12 protein-coding genes, 5 tRNA genes and 1 pseudogene are annotated in these 18,351 nt (G+C 45.4%); 12 read left to right on the forward strand and 6 right to left on the reverse strand.

Going from position 1 to position 18,351, the window contains the following annotated elements; translation table 11 throughout:
- Positions 1–119: 119 nt before the first annotated feature.
- The 4 genes from ubiK to AB4133_RS19150 all read right to left on the reverse strand — a co-directional run bounded on the left by ubiK (position 120) and on the right by AB4133_RS19150 (position 5,337).
- Complete coding sequence (gene ubiK / locus AB4133_RS19135; protein WP_017061964.1) at positions 120–371, reverse strand: ubiquinone biosynthesis accessory factor UbiK; 252 nt, start codon at positions 369–371, stop codon at positions 120–122.
- Positions 372–490: 119 nt separating this feature from the next.
- Positions 491–3,619: a multidrug efflux RND transporter permease subunit gene (locus AB4133_RS19140; RefSeq protein ID WP_017061963.1), complete on the reverse strand. Its 3,129-nt coding sequence runs from the start codon at positions 3,617–3,619 to the stop codon at positions 491–493.
- 11 nt (positions 3,620–3,630) lie between these two features.
- Positions 3,631–4,737, reverse strand: coding sequence for an efflux RND transporter periplasmic adaptor subunit (locus tag AB4133_RS19145; RefSeq protein WP_017061962.1), 1,107 nt, complete (start codon positions 4,735–4,737; stop codon positions 3,631–3,633).
- 18 nt (positions 4,738–4,755) lie between these two features.
- The gene (locus AB4133_RS19150; RefSeq protein ID WP_017061961.1) at positions 4,756–5,337 is read right to left on the reverse strand and encodes a TetR/AcrR family transcriptional regulator; all 582 of its coding nucleotides are present in this window, start codon (positions 5,335–5,337) and stop codon (positions 4,756–4,758) included.
- A gap of 180 nt (positions 5,338–5,517) precedes the next feature.
- Between AB4133_RS19150 and rep the strand changes: the two genes are divergently transcribed.
- Positions 5,518–7,536 carry a DNA helicase Rep gene (gene rep, locus AB4133_RS19155; protein ID WP_017061960.1) on the forward strand — a complete coding sequence of 673 codons (2,019 nt, stop codon included), beginning with the start codon at positions 5,518–5,520 and terminating at the stop codon, positions 7,534–7,536.
- Positions 7,537–7,617: 81 nt separating this feature from the next.
- Here the strand turns inward: rep and AB4133_RS19160 are convergent, their stop codons facing one another.
- The gene (locus AB4133_RS19160) at positions 7,618–8,031 is read right to left on the reverse strand and encodes a cytochrome c5 family protein (RefSeq protein ID WP_017063036.1); all 414 of its coding nucleotides are present in this window, start codon (positions 8,029–8,031) and stop codon (positions 7,618–7,620) included.
- A gap of 298 nt (positions 8,032–8,329) precedes the next feature.
- On the opposite strand from AB4133_RS19160, the gene AB4133_RS19165 reads away from it, so the two are divergent.
- The 11 genes from AB4133_RS19165 (at position 8,330) to AB4133_RS19215 (ending at position 17,889) form a co-directional block, all read left to right on the forward strand.
- A tRNA-Arg gene (locus tag AB4133_RS19165) sits at positions 8,330–8,406 on the forward strand.
- Positions 8,407–8,454: 48 nt separating this feature from the next.
- A tRNA-His gene (locus AB4133_RS19170) sits at positions 8,455–8,530 on the forward strand.
- A gap of 77 nt (positions 8,531–8,607) precedes the next feature.
- A tRNA-Pro gene (locus AB4133_RS19175) sits at positions 8,608–8,684 on the forward strand.
- A 44-nt stretch (positions 8,685–8,728) separates the two neighbouring features.
- A tRNA-His gene (locus AB4133_RS19180) sits at positions 8,729–8,804 on the forward strand.
- Between the two features lie 55 nt (positions 8,805–8,859).
- Positions 8,860–8,936 (forward strand) — tRNA-Pro (locus AB4133_RS19185).
- A gap of 890 nt (positions 8,937–9,826) precedes the next feature.
- Positions 9,827–11,554, forward strand: a complete 1,728-nt coding sequence (locus AB4133_RS19190) for an ABC transporter ATP-binding protein (protein WP_048607507.1) — start codon at positions 9,827–9,829, stop codon at positions 11,552–11,554.
- A 94-nt stretch (positions 11,555–11,648) separates the two neighbouring features.
- A complete protein-coding gene (locus AB4133_RS19195; RefSeq protein WP_050633914.1) occupies positions 11,649–13,202 on the forward strand; it encodes an ABC transporter substrate-binding protein in 1,554 nt (517 codons plus the stop codon).
- A gap of 178 nt (positions 13,203–13,380) precedes the next feature.
- Complete coding sequence (locus tag AB4133_RS19200; protein ID WP_017060134.1) at positions 13,381–14,358, forward strand: ABC transporter permease; 978 nt, start codon at positions 13,381–13,383, stop codon at positions 14,356–14,358.
- A 2-nt stretch (positions 14,359–14,360) separates the two neighbouring features.
- Positions 14,361–15,299 carry an ABC transporter permease gene (locus AB4133_RS19205; RefSeq protein WP_017060135.1) on the forward strand — a complete coding sequence of 313 codons (939 nt, stop codon included), beginning with the start codon at positions 14,361–14,363 and terminating at the stop codon, positions 15,297–15,299.
- 187 nt (positions 15,300–15,486) lie between these two features.
- A complete protein-coding gene (locus AB4133_RS19210) occupies positions 15,487–16,449 on the forward strand; it encodes an SPOR domain-containing protein (RefSeq protein WP_029235875.1) in 963 nt (320 codons plus the stop codon).
- Positions 16,450–16,647: 198 nt separating this feature from the next.
- On the forward strand, positions 16,648–17,889 hold the full coding sequence (locus AB4133_RS19215; RefSeq protein WP_372058882.1) for an NADH:ubiquinone reductase (Na(+)-transporting) subunit B: 1,242 nt from the start codon (positions 16,648–16,650) through the stop codon (positions 17,887–17,889).
- A 92-nt stretch (positions 17,890–17,981) separates the two neighbouring features.
- Here the strand turns inward: AB4133_RS19215 and AB4133_RS19220 are convergent.
- Positions 17,982–18,242: pseudogene (locus AB4133_RS19220) on the reverse strand (DUF6482 family protein); the annotation flags it as partial.
- Between the last annotated feature and the right edge of the window lie 109 nt (positions 18,243–18,351).

Raw genomic sequence — 18,351 nt, forward strand, 5'->3', positions numbered from 1 at the left:
ATGAACCTTTTTTATGCTTGCAACTATTTTACCGGTGAAGGCTTGATAGATTGAGGAAAAAATAAAGGCTTACCCGAAGGTAAGCCTTTATTCGAACTTGAACTGATTGAAAAAAATGACTATTTGTCTGAAAGCTTTGCTTCTAGTTCAGCCAGTTTTTGTTCCATTTCAGTGAGCTTCTGGCGAGTGCGAAGCAGTACTTGTGTTTGAACATCAAACTCTTCACGGCTCACAACGTCTAGCTTGTTGAGTTGGCCTTGGATAACTTGGCGAACTTTTTGGTCTACGTCTGAACCAAGCTCTTTTACTGGTTGAGGCATAGAATCGTGGATCTGCTTAGCAATTTGCTCTAGTTTTTTTGGATCAAACATATCAATTAAAACTCCTGAATATTTATCACTATTCTATTTAATCACATCAAAGATGTCGCCTATGGCGTACAAAAAAAGGCCACCGAAGTAGCCTTTTTATTGTTAATACGACAGGGAAATTACTTATTGTTAGCTAATTCTCTGTGCGCCGCTTTTGCTTCATCAACACGGGCCAGCTTCTCGAGATCTTTATCTTCGAGGAAAACTGGAATTGGTTTATGTTTTTCGGCTAAGTAGCTATAAATAACTGGCAGAACAAACAGCGTAAACAGCGTACCAATCGCCAGACCAGCAACGATAACAATACCGATACTAAAGCGCTGAGCTGCACCTGCACCCGTGGCGTACATCAGTGGGATCAGGCCTGCAATCATCGCCGCTGTTGTCATTAGGATTGGACGTAGACGTACCCTTGCCGCCTCCATAACCGCCTCTTTGCGTGATAATTTATTATGCAGCTGCTCTTCTTTTGCTACCTCACAGATCAAGATACCGTGCTTGGTAATCAGACCAACCAAGGTAATCAGCCCCACTTGCGAGTAGATGTTCATCGTCGCTGCGCCCCAAGCGAGCGCAATCAATGCACCACATATTGCGAGTGGCACCGACACCATGATAACCAATGGATCTTTTAACGACTCAAATTGAATCGCCAGAACCAAGAAGATGATCGCCAGTGCTAAACCGAACGTCACATACAGTGCGCTGCCTTCTGTTACAAACTGACGCGACTCACCCATGTAGTCATGGTTATAGCCTGCAGGTAATTTGGTTTGGGCAATGTTTTCAAACCAGTTTACCGCATCACCCATCGCCGCGCCCGGCATAGGAACCGCACCGACCGTCGCTGAGTTCAACTGGTTGAAGTGAGGAAGAGAGCGAGGCTCTGCCACCACATCAATTGTTACCAAGCTACCGAGAGGAACAGCATCACCATTGCTGGCTCGAACGTAGTAATGATTCATTGACTCTGGGTTTAAGCGGAACTTACGCTCAACCTGAGGGATCACTTCATAAGAACGACCGTTGAGGTCAATACGGTTAACGTAACCATCCGACATCATGGTGCTTAGGGTGACACCGATATCTTGCATCGTTACCCCATAAGCGCCCGCCATATCTTTATCAATTTGAATCTTCATCGTTGCTGAATCGTAGTTCAAATCAAGGTCAGAGTAGACAAAGAGAGGGCTATCTTTCACATCCGTTAAAATATCGGTTGCGATAGCGAATAAGCTCTCAAAGCTGCTTGGTGTGGTAATCACAAACTGGAGTGGTAGACCAGAACCGGCACCCGGCAACTCTGGCATTTGGAACGCGGTTACTGCCATGCCTGGGATATCTTGTAGCAATCCACTGATACGGTTCGTTACCTCAGATTGGCTAGCCGTGCGCTCACTCCATGGCACCATTGAGGCAATACCAAATGCTTGGTTTGAGTTTGGTACACCAGTGAAGGATTGAGCGTATTGGATTTCAGGCTGGGTCACCAAGATACCGCTCACGTCATCCATCGTGTTACTTAGGTAGTCTAGGTTAGCCGTTGATTGACCAGTACCAATCATCATCACCACCCCTTTATCTTCTGCAGGGGCAAGTTCACTTGGGATGAATTTAAACAGCATCGGCAAGCTTAAAAATACAATGACCGCAAAGCCAATGATAACCGGACGATGATCCATGATCGCATGCAGCATCTTAGAGTAACGGCCTGTCATACGATCAAGTACGCTGTGTACCTTCAGTTCAAACTTACTCGGCTGTGCATTTTCTTTTAGCAGCTTTGAACACATCATTGGAGACAGTGTTAAAGCGATGATTCCAGAAACAAATACCGCGCCAGCGAGGGTTAATGCGAACTCTTTAAACAGCGAGCCTGTGATACCACCCATCATTGCGATAGGGGCATAAACCGCGCCCAATGTCAGTGTCATTGCAATAACCGGTACTGCAATTTCACGGGTACCAATGATGGCAGCCCTGAAAGGAGATTCCCCCAATTTGACGTGTCGATCGACGTTTTCCAGTACTACGATTGCATCATCAACCACTAGACCGATTGCTAATACCATCGCCAGTAGCGTCATTAAGTTCCATGAGAAACCCATGACTTGCATCACCATCGCAACACCAACCAGCGATAAAGGGATGGTTACGATAGGAATGATAACCGCACGCAATGAGCCTAAGAATAGCGTGATAACCACTAATACAATCAGCGCGGCTTCAACAATCGTGTGTATAACCTCTTGAATGGATTCATTAATCGCAATGGTTGAGTCATACATGATATTCATGCTGATATTGCTTGGTAGGTTTCGCTCCAACTCAGGATACAGCTGCATAACATCAGCAGCAATGTTGATCGGGTTAGCACTTGGCGCTGCATTGATGGCGGTTACAACCGTTTGTTTGCCATTAGCACTTGCGCGAACCACATCGTGGCTTTTTTCTAGTGAAACCTTAGCAATATCACCTAAGCGAACAATAGAACCGCCATTTTGACTGGTTTTGACCACCAACCTTTCTAATTCATCGGTATTGGTTACTTGGGTATTGGCACTGCCGTTGTACAGCATAAACTCACCAATTGCTTGGCCAGTTGCTGATTGGTAGTTGTTTGCATTAAGCACCGTCATCACGTCAGTGGCTGTCAGGTTTAATGCTGCCATTTTGGAAGGATCAAGCCATACACGTAATGCGTATTTGATCCCGCCGTACAAGTCGACCTTTGATACGCCATTAACGGTAAACAGTTGTGGGTTAACCACTCGCTCAAGGTAGTCGGTAATTTGGCTTGCAGAGAGTTCATCACTCGTAAAACCAATGTAGAGTACCGCCGTTGTTGAACCGGTAGACATAGTTACGGTTGGATCTTCGGCTTCTTTAGGAAGCTGAGAACGTACCGAGTTAGTCTTGGCCAGTATGTCAGACAGCGCGGCATTCGGGTCGGTATTGAGCTTCATATTGACCGTAATAGTCGAGCTACCGAGTACGGACTGCGACGTCATATAATCAATATTATCGGCTTGAGCGATCGCTTGTTCTAATGGCTGAGTTATAAAGCCTTGGATCAGATCGGCACTGGCACCGTAATAGCTCGTCGTGACCGTCACGATCGTATTTGTCATGTCTGGGTATTCACGAACCTGCATTTTGAAGATTGCTTGGAAGCCAAGCAATGCGATCAAAAAGCTGATTGAAATAGCCAGAACTGGACGTTTAATAAAAACATCAGTAAAGCGCATGATTCCTCCAATTACAGCATTGGTGTTTCAGCTGGCGGCGTCGTTGCATCACTTTCTACAACTCGAACTTTAGCATTGTTACTTAAACGAACTTGACCCGTTGTCACGACAACATCGCCAGGCTCTACGCCTTCCAGTATGTGAGCAATACTTTCTGTACGTTCACCTACTTTCACCACTTGTTGTTTCACACGCTGCACACCATCTTCTTCACGTAAAATATAAACATTGTCACCGTAAAGTGTGAAAGTGATGGCCGTCTGAGGCAGTGTCACTTGGTTTGCTAGTTTAGGTAGAATGATGTTAGCGCGCGCAAACATACCGCTACGTAACTTACCATCGTTGTTTGGGATATCGGCTTGTACTTGGATAAGACCACTTTGGATGCTAACCGCAGGCTCAATGGCACTAATAGAACCTTTAAACGGTTTTTCTGGGTATGCATCAACGAAGATGTCGATCGCCTGACCAACCTCAATACGAGAGATGTCATTTTGAGAAATAGTGAAGCGTAGGCGCATAACACTGGTGTCTTCTAGGCGAACGATGTCAGTGCCAGATTGTAGGTATTGGCCTAGATACACATTACGAATACCGACAGTGCCGTCAAACGGAGCGCGGATCTCGCGACGGGCAATCGATGCTTTAAGGCTTTCAATATCAGCTGAAAGAGAGAAGTAGTTAGCTTCTGCTTCATCGTACGCTTCTTTAGAAATAGAGCCTTTCTTGAATAGCCCTTGGTAGCGCTTGTATTTAGCTTCAGCAGCCGGTAAGCGTGCCTCAGAGCTTTTTAGATTGGCTTTCTCTACATCAGAATCAAGGCGGATCAGTTGTTGGTCATTTTTAACCTCAGTACCTGATTCGAAAGAAATTTGATCGATAACACCGCTGGTTTCGTTCGCTAGTGTCACACCTTGGTTAGGTTCGATGAAGCCGATAGCTTCAATCACTGGAACCCAGTCGATCGGCTGAACTTCAGTTACCGTTACTGGAAACTCTGGTTCAGGGCGGTTGGCCATATACTCAGCAATTTTTTGTTGTTTGAACATGTTAAACCCAATAACGCTGCCGAAAAGTAGTACAGCGATGAGTAACATGAAGAAAGTCCACTTTTTCATTATGGTCAAAACTCCGATCTAGTGTTTAATTATTGCGTCCCAACTGGCTTCGATTGCAGATTCTAGTTCTGCCTCATCAAGTTGGTAAAATCCTAAAGAATGCTTGCGTGCTAGAGAAACACTAGCCGCCAAGCTCAATCCACCTAATACTTCATTGTTAAGTGGTTTAAACAATCCTTGTTCTTTCCCCTCATTAAATAGCAGCTCAACTTGGGCAAACATTTTACGTTCTAGTTCCCTGAAGTTTAGGCTATTTGTGATGGGTAGAGAGTCATACTGAACCCGATTTTTTATTGCGGCTAAATTCGTTCCTGCTAAGTTCCATATGTTCAACCACATAGTACGGTAGCGTTGTTTAATTGGATCCGAATCATTAACCCCTTGTTGAACAGCATCAGCTACTCTTTGAGTCACGAGCATTCGAACATCTTCTATCAAATGCTCTTTATCATCGAAGTAGCGATAGATAGTGCCTGCAGCCACTCCCGCTTCTTTGGCTAGTTTTTGCATTGAAAGGCCTTGGAAACCGACCTCTGCAATTAGCTTTTCAGCTGCAGAAAGTATTTGCTGGCGTTTATCCCGAGGTGCATGAGTTGTCATATTTCAACCACCAATGAATGAACGTTCATTCATTATAGCCTAATAACCACACACATGTGCAACAAAGTTTTACATAATCAGCGTAAAAATCTTGTATAAGAGAACGTAGCATTCGTGCTGTTGCAGCATTATTATAGGCGCGCAATTGAATTCGCCCCTCTAGACCAAACTGAGAATCAAATGAAACTGAACCCAAGACAAGATGAAGCCGTGAAATATGTTTCGGGCCCCTGCTTAGTATTAGCGGGCGCTGGATCCGGTAAAACACGTGTTATCACCAATAAAATTGCTTATCTGGTTCAGGAATGTGGCTATAAGGCGCGTAATATTGCGGCGGTGACCTTTACTAATAAAGCGGCACGCGAGATGAAAGAGCGTGTTGGGCAAACTCTAGGTAAGGGCGAATCGAAAGGGCTGATTGTTTCGACTTTTCATACCATGGGCTTAACCATCATTCGCCGTGAATACAAAGCGCTGGGTTTGAAAGCGGGTTTCTCTCTGTTTGATGACCAAGACCAGTTAGCTTTGTTAAAAGAGTTAACAGAGAGACAGATCGATGGTGATAAGGATTTGCTACGCGCTTTAATGAGCACCATTTCGAATTGGAAAAATGACATGCTGACGCCAGATCAGGCGAAAGCACGTGCTCAAGGCGAACAAGAGCAGTTGTTTGCATTCTGTTTTGAGATGTACCAGAAACAGATGAAGGCATACAACGCACTCGATTTTGATGATCTGATCGCGATGCCTGTATTACTACTGAAAACCAATCAAGAGGTGCGTGAGCGCTGGCAGTCGCGTATCCGCTATTTACTGGTCGATGAATACCAAGATACCAACACCAGCCAATATGAGTTGGTTCGTTTACTGGTGGGAGAGCGTGGTCGCTTGACGGTAGTAGGTGACGATGACCAATCTATCTATTCATGGCGTGGTGCAAAACCGCAAAACTTGGTGTTGCTGGGTGAGGACTATCCAAATCTTCGCTTGATCAAACTCGAGCAAAACTATCGCTCAACCAGCCGAATATTACGTGCGGCGAACATCTTGATCGCCAACAACCCACACGTTTATGAAAAGTCACTATTCTCAGAGATCCCAGACGGTGAAAAGCTCAAGGTACTGAATGCTAAGAATGAAGAGCATGAAGCAGAGCGTATTACCGGCGAGATCATCGCCCACAAGTTTTTGAACCGTACTGAATACAAAGATTACGCAGTGCTTTACCGTGGTAACCACCAATCACGCTTGATTGAAAAAGCGCTGATGCAGAACCGTGTGCCTTACAAGATCTCTGGCGGTACCTCTTTCTTCGCGAGAGCCGAGATTAAAGACATCATGGCTTACCTGCGTGTGTTGGTGAACCCTGATGATGACAACGCCTTCCTACGTATTGTAAACACACCGCGCCGAGAGATTGGTCCGGTGACGCTTGAGAAGTTAGGCAGCTACGCCAATATGCGTGGCAAGAGCTTGTTTGAAGCCAGCTTTGAGATGGGCTTAGAGCAGACACTGACGGGGCGTGGTTTAGAAAATTTGCGCCGCTTCGGTGACTGGATTGTTCGTATCTCAGACAATGCCGAGCGTGGTAATACGGTTGAAGCCGTTCGTTCTTTGGTTCGTGACATCAACTACGAAGATTGGTTGTACGAAACCTCAGCGAGCCCGAAAGCCGCTGAAATGCGAATGAAGAACGTCTCTGATCTGTATAGCTGGATTGTGGCCGATCTTGAGGGTGACAACTACGATAAAGAAGAGAAAACCCTGCGCGAGGTGGTTCAACGTTTAACGCTGCGCGATATGATGGAGCGTGGTGAGGATGATGACGATGCAGATCAAGTCCAATTAATGACATTGCATGCATCGAAAGGTCTAGAGTTCCCATATGTATTCCTGATGGGTGCAGAAGAGGGCATCTTGCCGCACCAAACCAGTGTCGATGAAGGCAACGTAGAAGAAGAACGTCGTCTTATGTATGTGGGGATTACTCGAGCGCAGAAAGAGCTGACTTTTACTAAGTGTCGTGAACGTCGTCAATATGGTGAATTAATAAAGCCAACACAAAGCCGCTTCCTCGATGAGCTGCCGCACGATGATGTGGAGTGGGAAAGCGTTAAGAAGCCTCAATCCGCTGAAGAAAGAATGGAAAAAGGGCAGGCGCACATTGCGAATATTCGAGCGATGTTCAACAAGAAGTAATGCCCTACTTTAATCGCACTATATAGAAGCCAATAAAAAAGGTGACCATGAGGTCACCTTTTCTGAATCTGGCATTTTTAATTACAGACCGGCAATCATGTGCTCGATAGCATCTTTGATTTCGTCGTCTGAACAATCCATACATGAACCTTTCGCTGGCATCGCATTGAAGCCGTTGATTGCGTGGTCAGCTAGAATGTCGCGACCTTGAGCAATGCGAGGACCCCAGTCACCAGCATCACCTGTTTTAGGTGCGCCACTTACGCCAGATGCGTGACAAGCGATACAAAAGGTACCGTAAACTGCTGCGCCATCACGAGGGCCTGTTGGTTCTGCGGCTACTGGCTCGCTGCCGACTAGGTAAACTTGGCCAACTGGTTTGATGCGTTCAGCAATTGCATCGTGCTCCGCTTCGCTTAGGCCTGCAGCCATTGCGCCAGTTGAAAAGGTTAAAACTGCGATGACAACGCTTAAAATTCGACGAGACATATCCATTAAACTCACTTTACATTCCCAAGGTAAGTACATGCTTACCAATTTATAGTGTTGGAAGGGTGTTTTGGCTTTAACCAGCAAAGAGCAACTGTTAAACCAATGTAAATAATGGGTGATTATATCCCGATAAGTTGTTGCAATAAACAACAACTTATAAGCTGTGGCGGGTTGTAGTACTCAAATAAGGGGTTTATCACATATTAACTGTCGAAAAAGAGACCAAACAGAAAAAAAAGTTAAAAAAGTACTAGACGGCATTGGGTGATATACGTATTATTCCACTCCGCCGACAGGGCATGCGCCTGTAGCTCAGCTGGATAGAGCGTTGGCCTCCGGAGCCAAAGGCCGAAGGTTCGAATCCTTTCAGGCGCGCCATCCGGTCTCTTACTTCGGTAAGTGAGAAATTGGCAAAAAGAAATAATGGTGGCTATAGCTCAGTTGGTAGAGCCCTGGATTGTGATTCCGGTGGTCGCGAGTTCGAATCTCGTTAGCCACCCCATTCTTTCTTTACAAAATATCGGTAGCTTCGGCTTCCAGTGTTGATTCATTATTCCCAAGAGTCGATACAAAACTAGTCGGTGAATAGCGCAGCTTGGTAGCGCATCTGGTTTGGGACCAGAGGGTCGGGGGTTCGAATCCCTCTTCACCGACCACTATTTCAATAATCGCTTTTAAGCGGTTATATAAAAAATTAGTGGTGGCTATAGCTCAGTTGGTAGAGCCCTGGATTGTGATTCCGGTGGTCGCGAGTTCGAATCTCGTTAGCCACCCCATTAATTTTGGTAGCTTCTTTGAAGTTCCCAGTTTGAGAAATCAAACGAAACGTCTCGGTGAATAGCGCAGCTTGGTAGCGCATCTGGTTTGGGACCAGAGGGTCGGGGGTTCGAATCCCTCTTCACCGACCACCTTAAGAAGCCCTAGTCGAAAGACTAGGGCTTTTTTACATCTGAAACTTAGATAACTTGAACAGAGTGGGGTTCGCCTGATGTTCAAAGAATGTCTCTTCACTGATCACTTAAGAAGCCTCAACTAGCCGTCCGCGTCAGAAATGACGGGGCTTCTTACATCTATCTCCCCTTCTTATATAAGACAGATTCCTAACGATCTGCTTGATAATGGTGCTGCTACAGAGTTGCTTTCTTTATCAAATGTACAGTTCTATATCTAATTTTATATAAATGGAGTGCTCAATAATTCGACATATTAATGGGTTTGGTCTAAATATTTTTATGAAAAGTGAAACCTGACCCTAAATTTGCTCACTAAGGCCTGAATTTGACAGCTTTGTACGCATTTGGTCGTTCAAAAACTCCTCTGATTTATTAGGCCTTTCGTTTGTCTGTTTTGTATTTACCAAAATAATACAGATGGTTAAATGTATGGCTAATTAACGTTTATCTGGTTGTTTTATTTGTTCAAATTAACAAAATTAGCGTTTGTTTCTATAGTGTTAATTGTTTTTTGGAATAATTATTTGTTTTTAGTGACTGGTAGTGAGATCTGCTTTGAAGCACGGCTTTAACTCTACAAGTAAGTAGTGGTAAGGAGTTTGTGAGTATTTCTTGCCGATAATATAATGTTGATTTTTCTTACTATATGCTCTTTTGGTGAATAGTTATGTGGCACTTTTGCTTGCTAAGCGTTTAATGTCGACTTTTTATCCTATTTTTGTTGCTTTTCTGTGAATTATTTGCCAAATTGTCAACCGTATAAAATATCAGAACAATATTCTGGTAAGAATGGATTCAATTTTGCAGACAGGGCAGAAAGCTGCCAAAGCAGTAGAGGTCTGGTAATGTCACTTTTAGAAGTAAAAAATCTTCGTATCGAATACCCATCTCGTCATGGAGTTCACGCCGCAGTTAAATCACTTTCGTTCAACATTGAACGTGGTGAGATTGTTGGTGTTGTAGGCGAGTCTGGTGCAGGTAAATCAACAGTAGGTAATGCTGTAATCGATTTGCTGAGCCCTCCTGGCCGCATTGCTAGCGGCGAGGTATTTCTGGATGGCGAAAAAGTCTCTGGTTTATCTCCTGAACAGATGCGTTCTGTTCGCGGCTCAAAGATTGGTTTTATCTTCCAAGACCCAATGACTTCTCTTAACCCTCTATTCACAGTAGAACAGCAGTTAAAAGAGACGATTCATGCCAACATGAAGGTTTCGGATCAAGAAGCCTACCAGCGCTCATTAGACTTAATGAACCAAGTGGGTATCCCACAACCAGAAAACCGTTTAAAGCAGTACCCACACCAATTCTCAGGCGGTATGCGTCAGCGTGTGGTTATCGCGATCGCATTGGCAGGTGAACCTGATCTAATCATCGCAGATGAACCAACAACGGCACTTGATGTTTCTATCCAAGACCAGATCTTGGGTTTGATTCGCGACCTATGTATCAAGAAGAACGTAGGTTGTATGTTGGTCACGCACGACATGGGTGTGGTATCTAACGTTACTGATCGCGTAGCCGTGATGTATCGTGGTGATTTGGTTGAGTTTGGTCCGACGGCGAAAGTCCTTGGTACTCCTGAACACCCATACACACACAGTCTTATCTCTGCGGTTCCTCGTTCAGATCGTAAACTCGATCGCTTCCCTCTTGTTAGCTACATCGAAGAAGCACAAGAGATGGAACCTCTAGATGTGAAAAACCACTGGTTAGGTCAAAGCCAAGATCACCGTGATTACACTGGTCCATTGTTGAATGTTGAGAACGTAAACTTGCGCTTCACCACCAAAGATTCTTTCTTTGAGAGCCGTCGTGAGTACGTTCAAGCATCCAACAACGTGAGCTTTGAAGTACATGAAGGTGAGACGTTTGGTTTAGTAGGTGAATCAGGCTCAGGTAAATCAACGATTGCTCGTGTGATTGCTGGCTTGTACGCACCCAACTCAGGCAAGGTAACGTTTGAAGGCGTTGACCTGACTGGGCTTAAATCTGAAAAAGAACGTCGCCCTATGCGTCGCCAAATGCAGATGGTTTTCCAAAACCCTTACACATCAATGAACCCTCGAATGAAGATATTCGACATCATTGCTGAGCCTATCCGATTCCATAAGCTTACTCGTAACGAAAATGAAACTCGTCAGATCGTGAACGATCTACTAGAGCACGTTGGTTTGGGCGTAATGGCCGGGGTTAAGTACCCACACGAATTCTCAGGTGGCCAACGTCAGCGTATTTCTATCGCTCGCGCCTTGGCAACTCGCCCTCGTCTTTTGATTTGTGATGAACCTACGTCGGCACTGGATGTGTCGGTACAGGCTCAGATCCTCAACCTATTAAAAGACTTACAAGACGAGCTAAACCTAACCATGCTGTTCATCAGTCACGATTTACCGGTTATTCGCCAAATGTGTGATCGTGTTGGTGTGATGCAAATGGGAGAGCTATTGGAAGTTGCGCCAACCGAGCAGCTATTCCAATCGCCTCAGCATGAATACAGCAAACACCTAATTTCTTTAATGCCTGAATTTACAGGTTTAAGAGAAGAAAAAGCAGTGGCACAAGCCGCGGTATAAAAATCAGCAGGCTGGAGTTTAGCTTGCTAACAACAATAAACAGACGCAAATACAACAACTAGGGATCTGGATTCCCGCATGAAGGAGTTATGCAATGAAAACCATGAAAAGCAAATTAGCAGTAGCTTTAATGGCAGCTGGCCTAAGCTTTAGTGCAGCAGCAGCAGATATTACCGTTGGCTACGCAGCTGACCCTGTATCACTTGACCCGCACGAGCAGCTGTCTGGTGGCACACTGCAAATGTCTCACATGGTGTTTGACCCTCTAGTACGTTTCACAAAAGAGATGGATTTTGAAGGCCGCCTAGCATCGAGCTGGGAGCGTGTTGATGAAACGACTTTCCGCTTCAACCTACGTAAAGGTGTGAAATTCCACTCTGGTAACGAACTGACTGCTGATGATGTTGTGTGGACTTTTGAACGTCTACAAGCTTCTCCAGACTTTAAGTCTATCTTCACGCCATACGAAAAAATGGTAAAAGTGGATGACTACACAGTTGAGCTAGTATCAAAAGCGGCTTACCCACTAGTACTACAAACAGCAACTTACATCTTCCCAATGGACAGCAAGTTCTACTCTGGCCAAACAGCGGAAGGTAAAGACAAGTCTGAGCTAGTTAAGCACGGTAACTCGTTTGCTTCGACTAACGTTTCAGGTACTGGTCCATTTATCGTAACGCAGCGTGAGCAAGGCGTTAAAGTAACGTTCGAGCGTTTCAACGATTACTGGGACACAGAAACTGAAGGCAACGTAGACAAGCTAACACTTGTGCCAATCAAAGAAGACGCGACACGTGTTGCAGCACTTCTTTCTGGCGACGTTGATATGATTCACCCAGTAGCACCAAACGATCACAAGCGTGTTAAAAACGCTAAGAACATCGATCTAGTGACGCTACCTGGTACTCGTATCATCACGTTCCAAATGAACCAAAACAGCAACGAAGCACTTAAAGATGTTCGCGTTCGTCAGGCGATTGTTCACGCAATCAACAACGAAGGTATCGTTAAGAAGATCATGAAAGGCTTCGCAACAGCAGCTGGTCAGCAAAGCCCAACAGGCTACGCGGGTCACAACGAAGACCTAGTTCCTCGTTACGATCTGAAAAAAGCGAAAGAGCTGATGAAAGAAGCGGGCTACGAAGATGGCTTTACGCTAACTATGATGGCTCCAAACAACCGTTACGTGAACGATGCGAAAGTAGCGCAAGCGTCTGCGGCAATGCTGTCTAAGATTGGTATCAAAGTTGATCTTAAAACTATGCCTAAAGCACAGTACTGGCCTGAGTTTGACCTATGTTCAGCAGACATGATGATGATCGGCTGGCACTCAGATACAGAAGATTCAGCTAACTTCAACGAGTTCCTAACTATGACTCGTAACGAAGAGACTGGCCGTGGTCAATACAACTGTTCTGGCTACTCAAACCCAGAAATGGATGCGATCGTAGAAGCTTCTAACACTGAAACTGACCCAGTTAAGCGTGCTGAAATGCTGAAAGGCGTTGAAGCAACACTTTACAACGACGCAGCATTCGTACCGCTACACTGGCAAAGTGAAGCGTGGGGCGCGAAGTCTAACGTAGGTGCAGCAGACGTAGTAAACCCAATGGTTATGCCTTACTTCGGCGACCTAGTTGTAAAATAATCTAGCTTGCTAGAATCGAGAGCCTGAAGCTTTTCAGGCTCTCAAATTATTAAGATATAGATTTAAGTTTCGGTATTTGGTCTTCCTTCAGTCTGGCTAAATACCTTTTTTAAGACTGAATTTTGTTATCTAGTCGCGGATTTCGACTAGATAGTCATGGATAGATAAGGGGCAAGGAATGGTTACGTTTCTGGTCAAGCGCCTGTTTCAGGCACTGATAGTGATGTTTGTGATCAGTTTGGTGGCGTTTGCCATTCAGGATAACCTGGGCGACCCGTTGCGTGAGTTAGTCGGTCAATCTGTTTCAGAATCGGAGCGTCAAGCGCTGCGTGATGAACTCGGCTTAAATGATCCCTTCATTACAAAATACACTCGCTTTGTGGGCGCAGCTCTACAAGGTGATCTTGGTACTTCATATTTCTTTAAACGCCCTGCTGTGGACGTAATTCTAGATAAACTGGTCGCGACACTGGAGCTTGTGTTCGGTGCTTCTCTGATCATTGTTTGTCTGTCGATTCCATTAGGCGTTTATTCTGCAATACACCCAAAAAGTTTCTTCACTAAGCTTGTGATGGCCGGTAGTAGTATCGGTATCTCTGTGCCTGTTTTCTTAACTGCAATCATGCTGATGTATGTGTTCTCTATCGAGCTAGGTTGGCTGCCGTCGTTTGGACGTGGTGAGACCGCAAACTGGTTTGGTTGGGAGTCTGGCTTCTTAACACTAGATGGCCTTGCACACTTAGTTCTGCCGAGTATTGCTTTGGCATCTATCATGCTGCCGCTGTTCATTCGTCTAGTGCGTTCTGAAATGCTAGAGGTTCTTAGTTCTGAATACATCAAGTTTGGTAAAGCAAAAGGCCTAGCGCTGAACAAGATTTACTACCAACACGCTTTGAAGAACACAATGTTACCTGTACTAACGGTAGGTGGTGTTCAAATCGGTACTATGGTGGCTTACACCATTCTTACTGAAACTGTATTCCAGTGGCCGGGCACCGGCTTCCTATTCCTTGAAGCGATTAACCGAGTGGATACTCCACTGATTACCGCATACGTTATTTTCGTTGGCTTGATCTTCGTAGTAACTAACACCATTGTTGACTTGCTATACGGCATCATTAACCCAACAGTGAACATCACAGGGAAAGGAGCATAATCATGGAACAAACAACAACAGCTCCATCTCGTTGGGAGCGATTCAAGCAGTCAGACATTCTGTACTACTTCTTACGTGACAAAGTGGCAATGGTGAGCTTCGCTATCTTTGCAGCTTTCCTTGTTATGGCATTAGCGGCACCGATTCTAGCGCCAACAGACCCGTATGACGTGACGTCTATCGACATCATGGATTCTGAGTTGCCACCATCTTGGATGGAAGACGGCGAAGAACGCTTCCTACTGGGTACTGATGAGCAGGGTCGTGACATCTTATCTACGATGCTTTACGGCTCGCGTCTGTCATTGACGATCGGTTTCCTAGCGGTAGGTCTTCAGCTGACTCTCGGTATCATCATTGGCTTGTCTGCAGGTTACTTCGGTGGTCGTATTGATAGCTTCCTGATGCGTTTTGCCGATGTTCAGCTTTCGTTCTCAACCATGATGGTTGCGATCATTGTCTCGGCCATCTTTAAGGCGAGTTTCGGTAGTGACTTCTACGCGCAATATGCGGTTGTTATGCTGGTGGTGATCATCGGTATTGCTGAATGGCCGCAGTATGCTCGTACGATTCGTGCATCGGTATTGGCAGAGAAGAAGAAAGAGTACGTAGAAGCGGCACGTGTGATGGGCTTTAGAGCGCCTCGCATCATGTTCCGCCATATTCTGCCTAACTGTTTATCACCGATTTTGGTTATCTCTACGGTACAGGTGGCAAATGCCATCATGTCAGAAGCGGCACTTTCTTTCCTAGGTTTAGGTCTTCCGGTAGACCAACCATCACTCGGTGCCCTGATCAGTACTGGTTTTAACTACATTTTCTCAGGAGCATGGTGGATCACAGCATTCCCAGGTGTGCTTTTGGTAACATTGGTTCTCGTTATTAACCTATTAGGCGACTGGTTACGTGACGTGTTTAACCCGAAAATTTATAAAGGGTGATAGCCCGGTTTGATTTTTAGTAAAAAAAGTCACTAAATTAAGAGCCGTAAGCAATTACGGCTCTTTTTTTGCTTAATGGATCTGGAACTTAGTATTATTGACAGTGTCAATAATAGTTAAAATGGAATTCATGTTTTATCGACATAGATTCGGTAATAATTAGCCCGCAAGGGTTTAAGTGGTGGTTATGAAATTGACAATGAATGCTGTATGTCGTGCTGTGACGAGAAATTATCGTATGGGACTTATCGCTGCATCTCTTTTGGTATCGAGCCAAGTGAATGCAGAGTCGGTTCTATGTGATGCAACTCAGGCAAGCACCAACCAATTACCACAGCTAGAGCAATCATGTCCGATCGGTAAGGGCGTGTGGGGCAGTAAAGCACCAAAACGTCATTCAGATAACGAACTGTTTTGGGTTCAATGTGGCCTGCTGAACAAGCCTTTGTCACTGAGCCGAGCAAAGCCTCTGTATGAGAAGATCTCGACCAACGTTTGGATGAAGCCGGAAGGCGGAGACTACCGTTGCTTAATCGGACCTTATTCTACCTTCTCTGATGCGAGAAAAGACCTAGCTCAGGTGCGTAAGGTTTCTGGTTACGGTGAAGCCTTTATTCGTATGGTCGATAAGTCGAAAACCTCATCACAGCCTATTGTGGCAAAACCAGCAGAGCCAAAAGCGGTGACGCACAAGGCTCCTGCAAAAGTAGAAGCTAAGCCTGCACCGAAACCTGTGGCTACTAAGCAAGTGGCGGCGGTAGCGAGCGCTGCAGCAATTCAGACGCTACCAAGCGGTAACGCGAGTTCAGACAATGATCTAGAGATCGAGATTCGCGTGAAAGCAGACATTGCGGGTAGCCAATATGCTATTCCTTACCTTCTAGATCATCAACAACAGTTCTACATGGAGCAAGGCAAGCCTTGGAGCCGCCTAGATTACGATAGCGCTGAATTGGTGTGTAATCAGGTCAACATGAAGCTGATGAGTGAGAAGCAATGGCAAAGCATCTTGAGCTCAAAGGTTATGGAAAAACAGAACTGGCCAATGCATCTCCCTTATTGGGGCGCAGATAAGAAAGGTCTGTTTACCAACGGTAACGTCAACCAGTTGAAAGGTTCTTCATTGCTTAATGTGATGTGCGTTAAGTAACGACGACCGTTACCAAACCAAATAAGCCTCAGCCATTGCTGGGGCTTTGTTGTTTATACGCCTCTCTTTTTCGACATCGGTTCGACTTTTAGACACTCGTTCTTCAAGACGAATTTGATTAAAAATCGTTAAAAATTGTTCAAATAGCGCGGCTGATGCGTAGAAAACCATAACTCAAGCAATAAGGTGATTGAGATTATGAGTTTAAAAAAACGATTAGAAGACGTGGCTCCACGCTTTGAAGCCGGAGGGAAGTACGAAAAGCTCTACCCAGTGTATGAGGCTTTCGCGACAATATTTTATACACCCGGCAACGTAAATCGCGGCATAACCCATGTTCGTGACAGCATTGACCTAAAGCGCATCATGATTCTGGTGTGGTTGGCGACCTTCCCGGCAATGTTCTGGGGGATGTATAACGTCGGACACCAAAGCGTCCTCGCACTAACCTCCAGTTATCAATTAAATGAACTTGCCTCGGTTATCGAGAGTAGCTGGCGTCTGTCGTGGGCATTTGGTGATGCGCAGTCATTGATGGCAAGTGGCTGGGCAAGTCAGATGTTGCTTGGTGCACTCTATTTTCTACCCGTTTATGCCACGGTGTTTGTGGTCGGTGGTTTTTGGGAGGTGTTGTTTGCCGTTGTACGTAAGCACGAAGTTAATGAAGGCTTTTTTGTTAGCTCTGTGCTGTTTGCACTCATCCTCCCGCCAACCATCCCGCTTTGGCAAGCCGCTTTAGGTATCACCTTTGGTATCGTTGTCGCCAAAGAGCTGTTCGGTGGTACAGGACGAAACTTCTTGAACCCAGCCCTTGCAGGCCGCGCGTTTCTCTATTTCGCCTATCCAGCCAACATGTCGGGTGGGCTTGTGTGGGTTGCCGCTGACGGCTATTCAGGCGCGACACCACTGAGTCAATGGTATGAAGGCGGCAGCACGTCACTGATCAATAACATGACTGGCGAGGCGATCACTTGGATGGATGCCTTTATCGGTAATATTCCAGGTTCGATGGGTGAGGTGTCGTCACTGCTTATCATGCTGACGGGGTTGATTCTGATAGCGATGAAGATAGCTTCTTGGCGCATTGTCGCCGGTGTGATTATTGGTCTCGTTGTGACATCTAGCTTGATGAATTGGATAGGGTCAGAAACCAACACGATGTTTTCGATGCCGTTCTACTGGCACTTTGTGTTGGGTGGTGTAGCGTTTGGTACCTTCTTCATGGCAACAGACCCTGTATCTGCCGCGTTTACCAATCAGAGTAAGTGGGCTTACGGGATCTTGATTGGTGTTATGACGGTCGGTATCCGAGTGCTCAATCCTGCTTATCCAGAGGGCATTATGCTGGCTATCTTGTTCGCCAACCTGTTCGCTCCGCTGTTCGACTTTGTAGTGAAAGAGCAGAACATTAAACGAAGACTTAAACGGACATCGCGCTAATCTAAGTGGTTAAAAGGGAAAGTCAATCCCATAAGAAAGGCTTGCATTGATGCAAGCCTTTCAATTTTTATCGCGATTGATTTGAGGTTGATTTAACTCCACTTCAAATCAATCTCGAAAGGTTGTGTGCTACCACAGTGTTCACCACACATTTCGTCGTAGGCGCTGTTATGAACCAGCATAGCTGATGCGACACCTTGGTCGCTAAAGTGATCGCGTGCTTGGTTAACACTCAAAAACTTCATAGGATGCTGGTGGTCATCTTTAATTAATTGCTTTTGCTCGCCAATAACTTGGTAAGCCAAGTAGATCCCGCCTTCAAATGATTCAATTAGTAGATTCATAATGAGCTCCGCTCTTTTAGTGTTGGTTTGTTTTCCGTACGCGGAATTTCCGCTGAAGGTTCAGATCGTACGCATAAAAAAGCCTTGTCGAGAGCGACAAGGCTTAATGTTAGTTAAA

Source organism: Vibrio sp. 10N.286.52.F8 (assembly GCF_041468745.1).
Classification (GTDB): domain Bacteria; phylum Pseudomonadota; class Gammaproteobacteria; order Enterobacterales; family Vibrionaceae; genus Vibrio; species Vibrio crassostreae_C.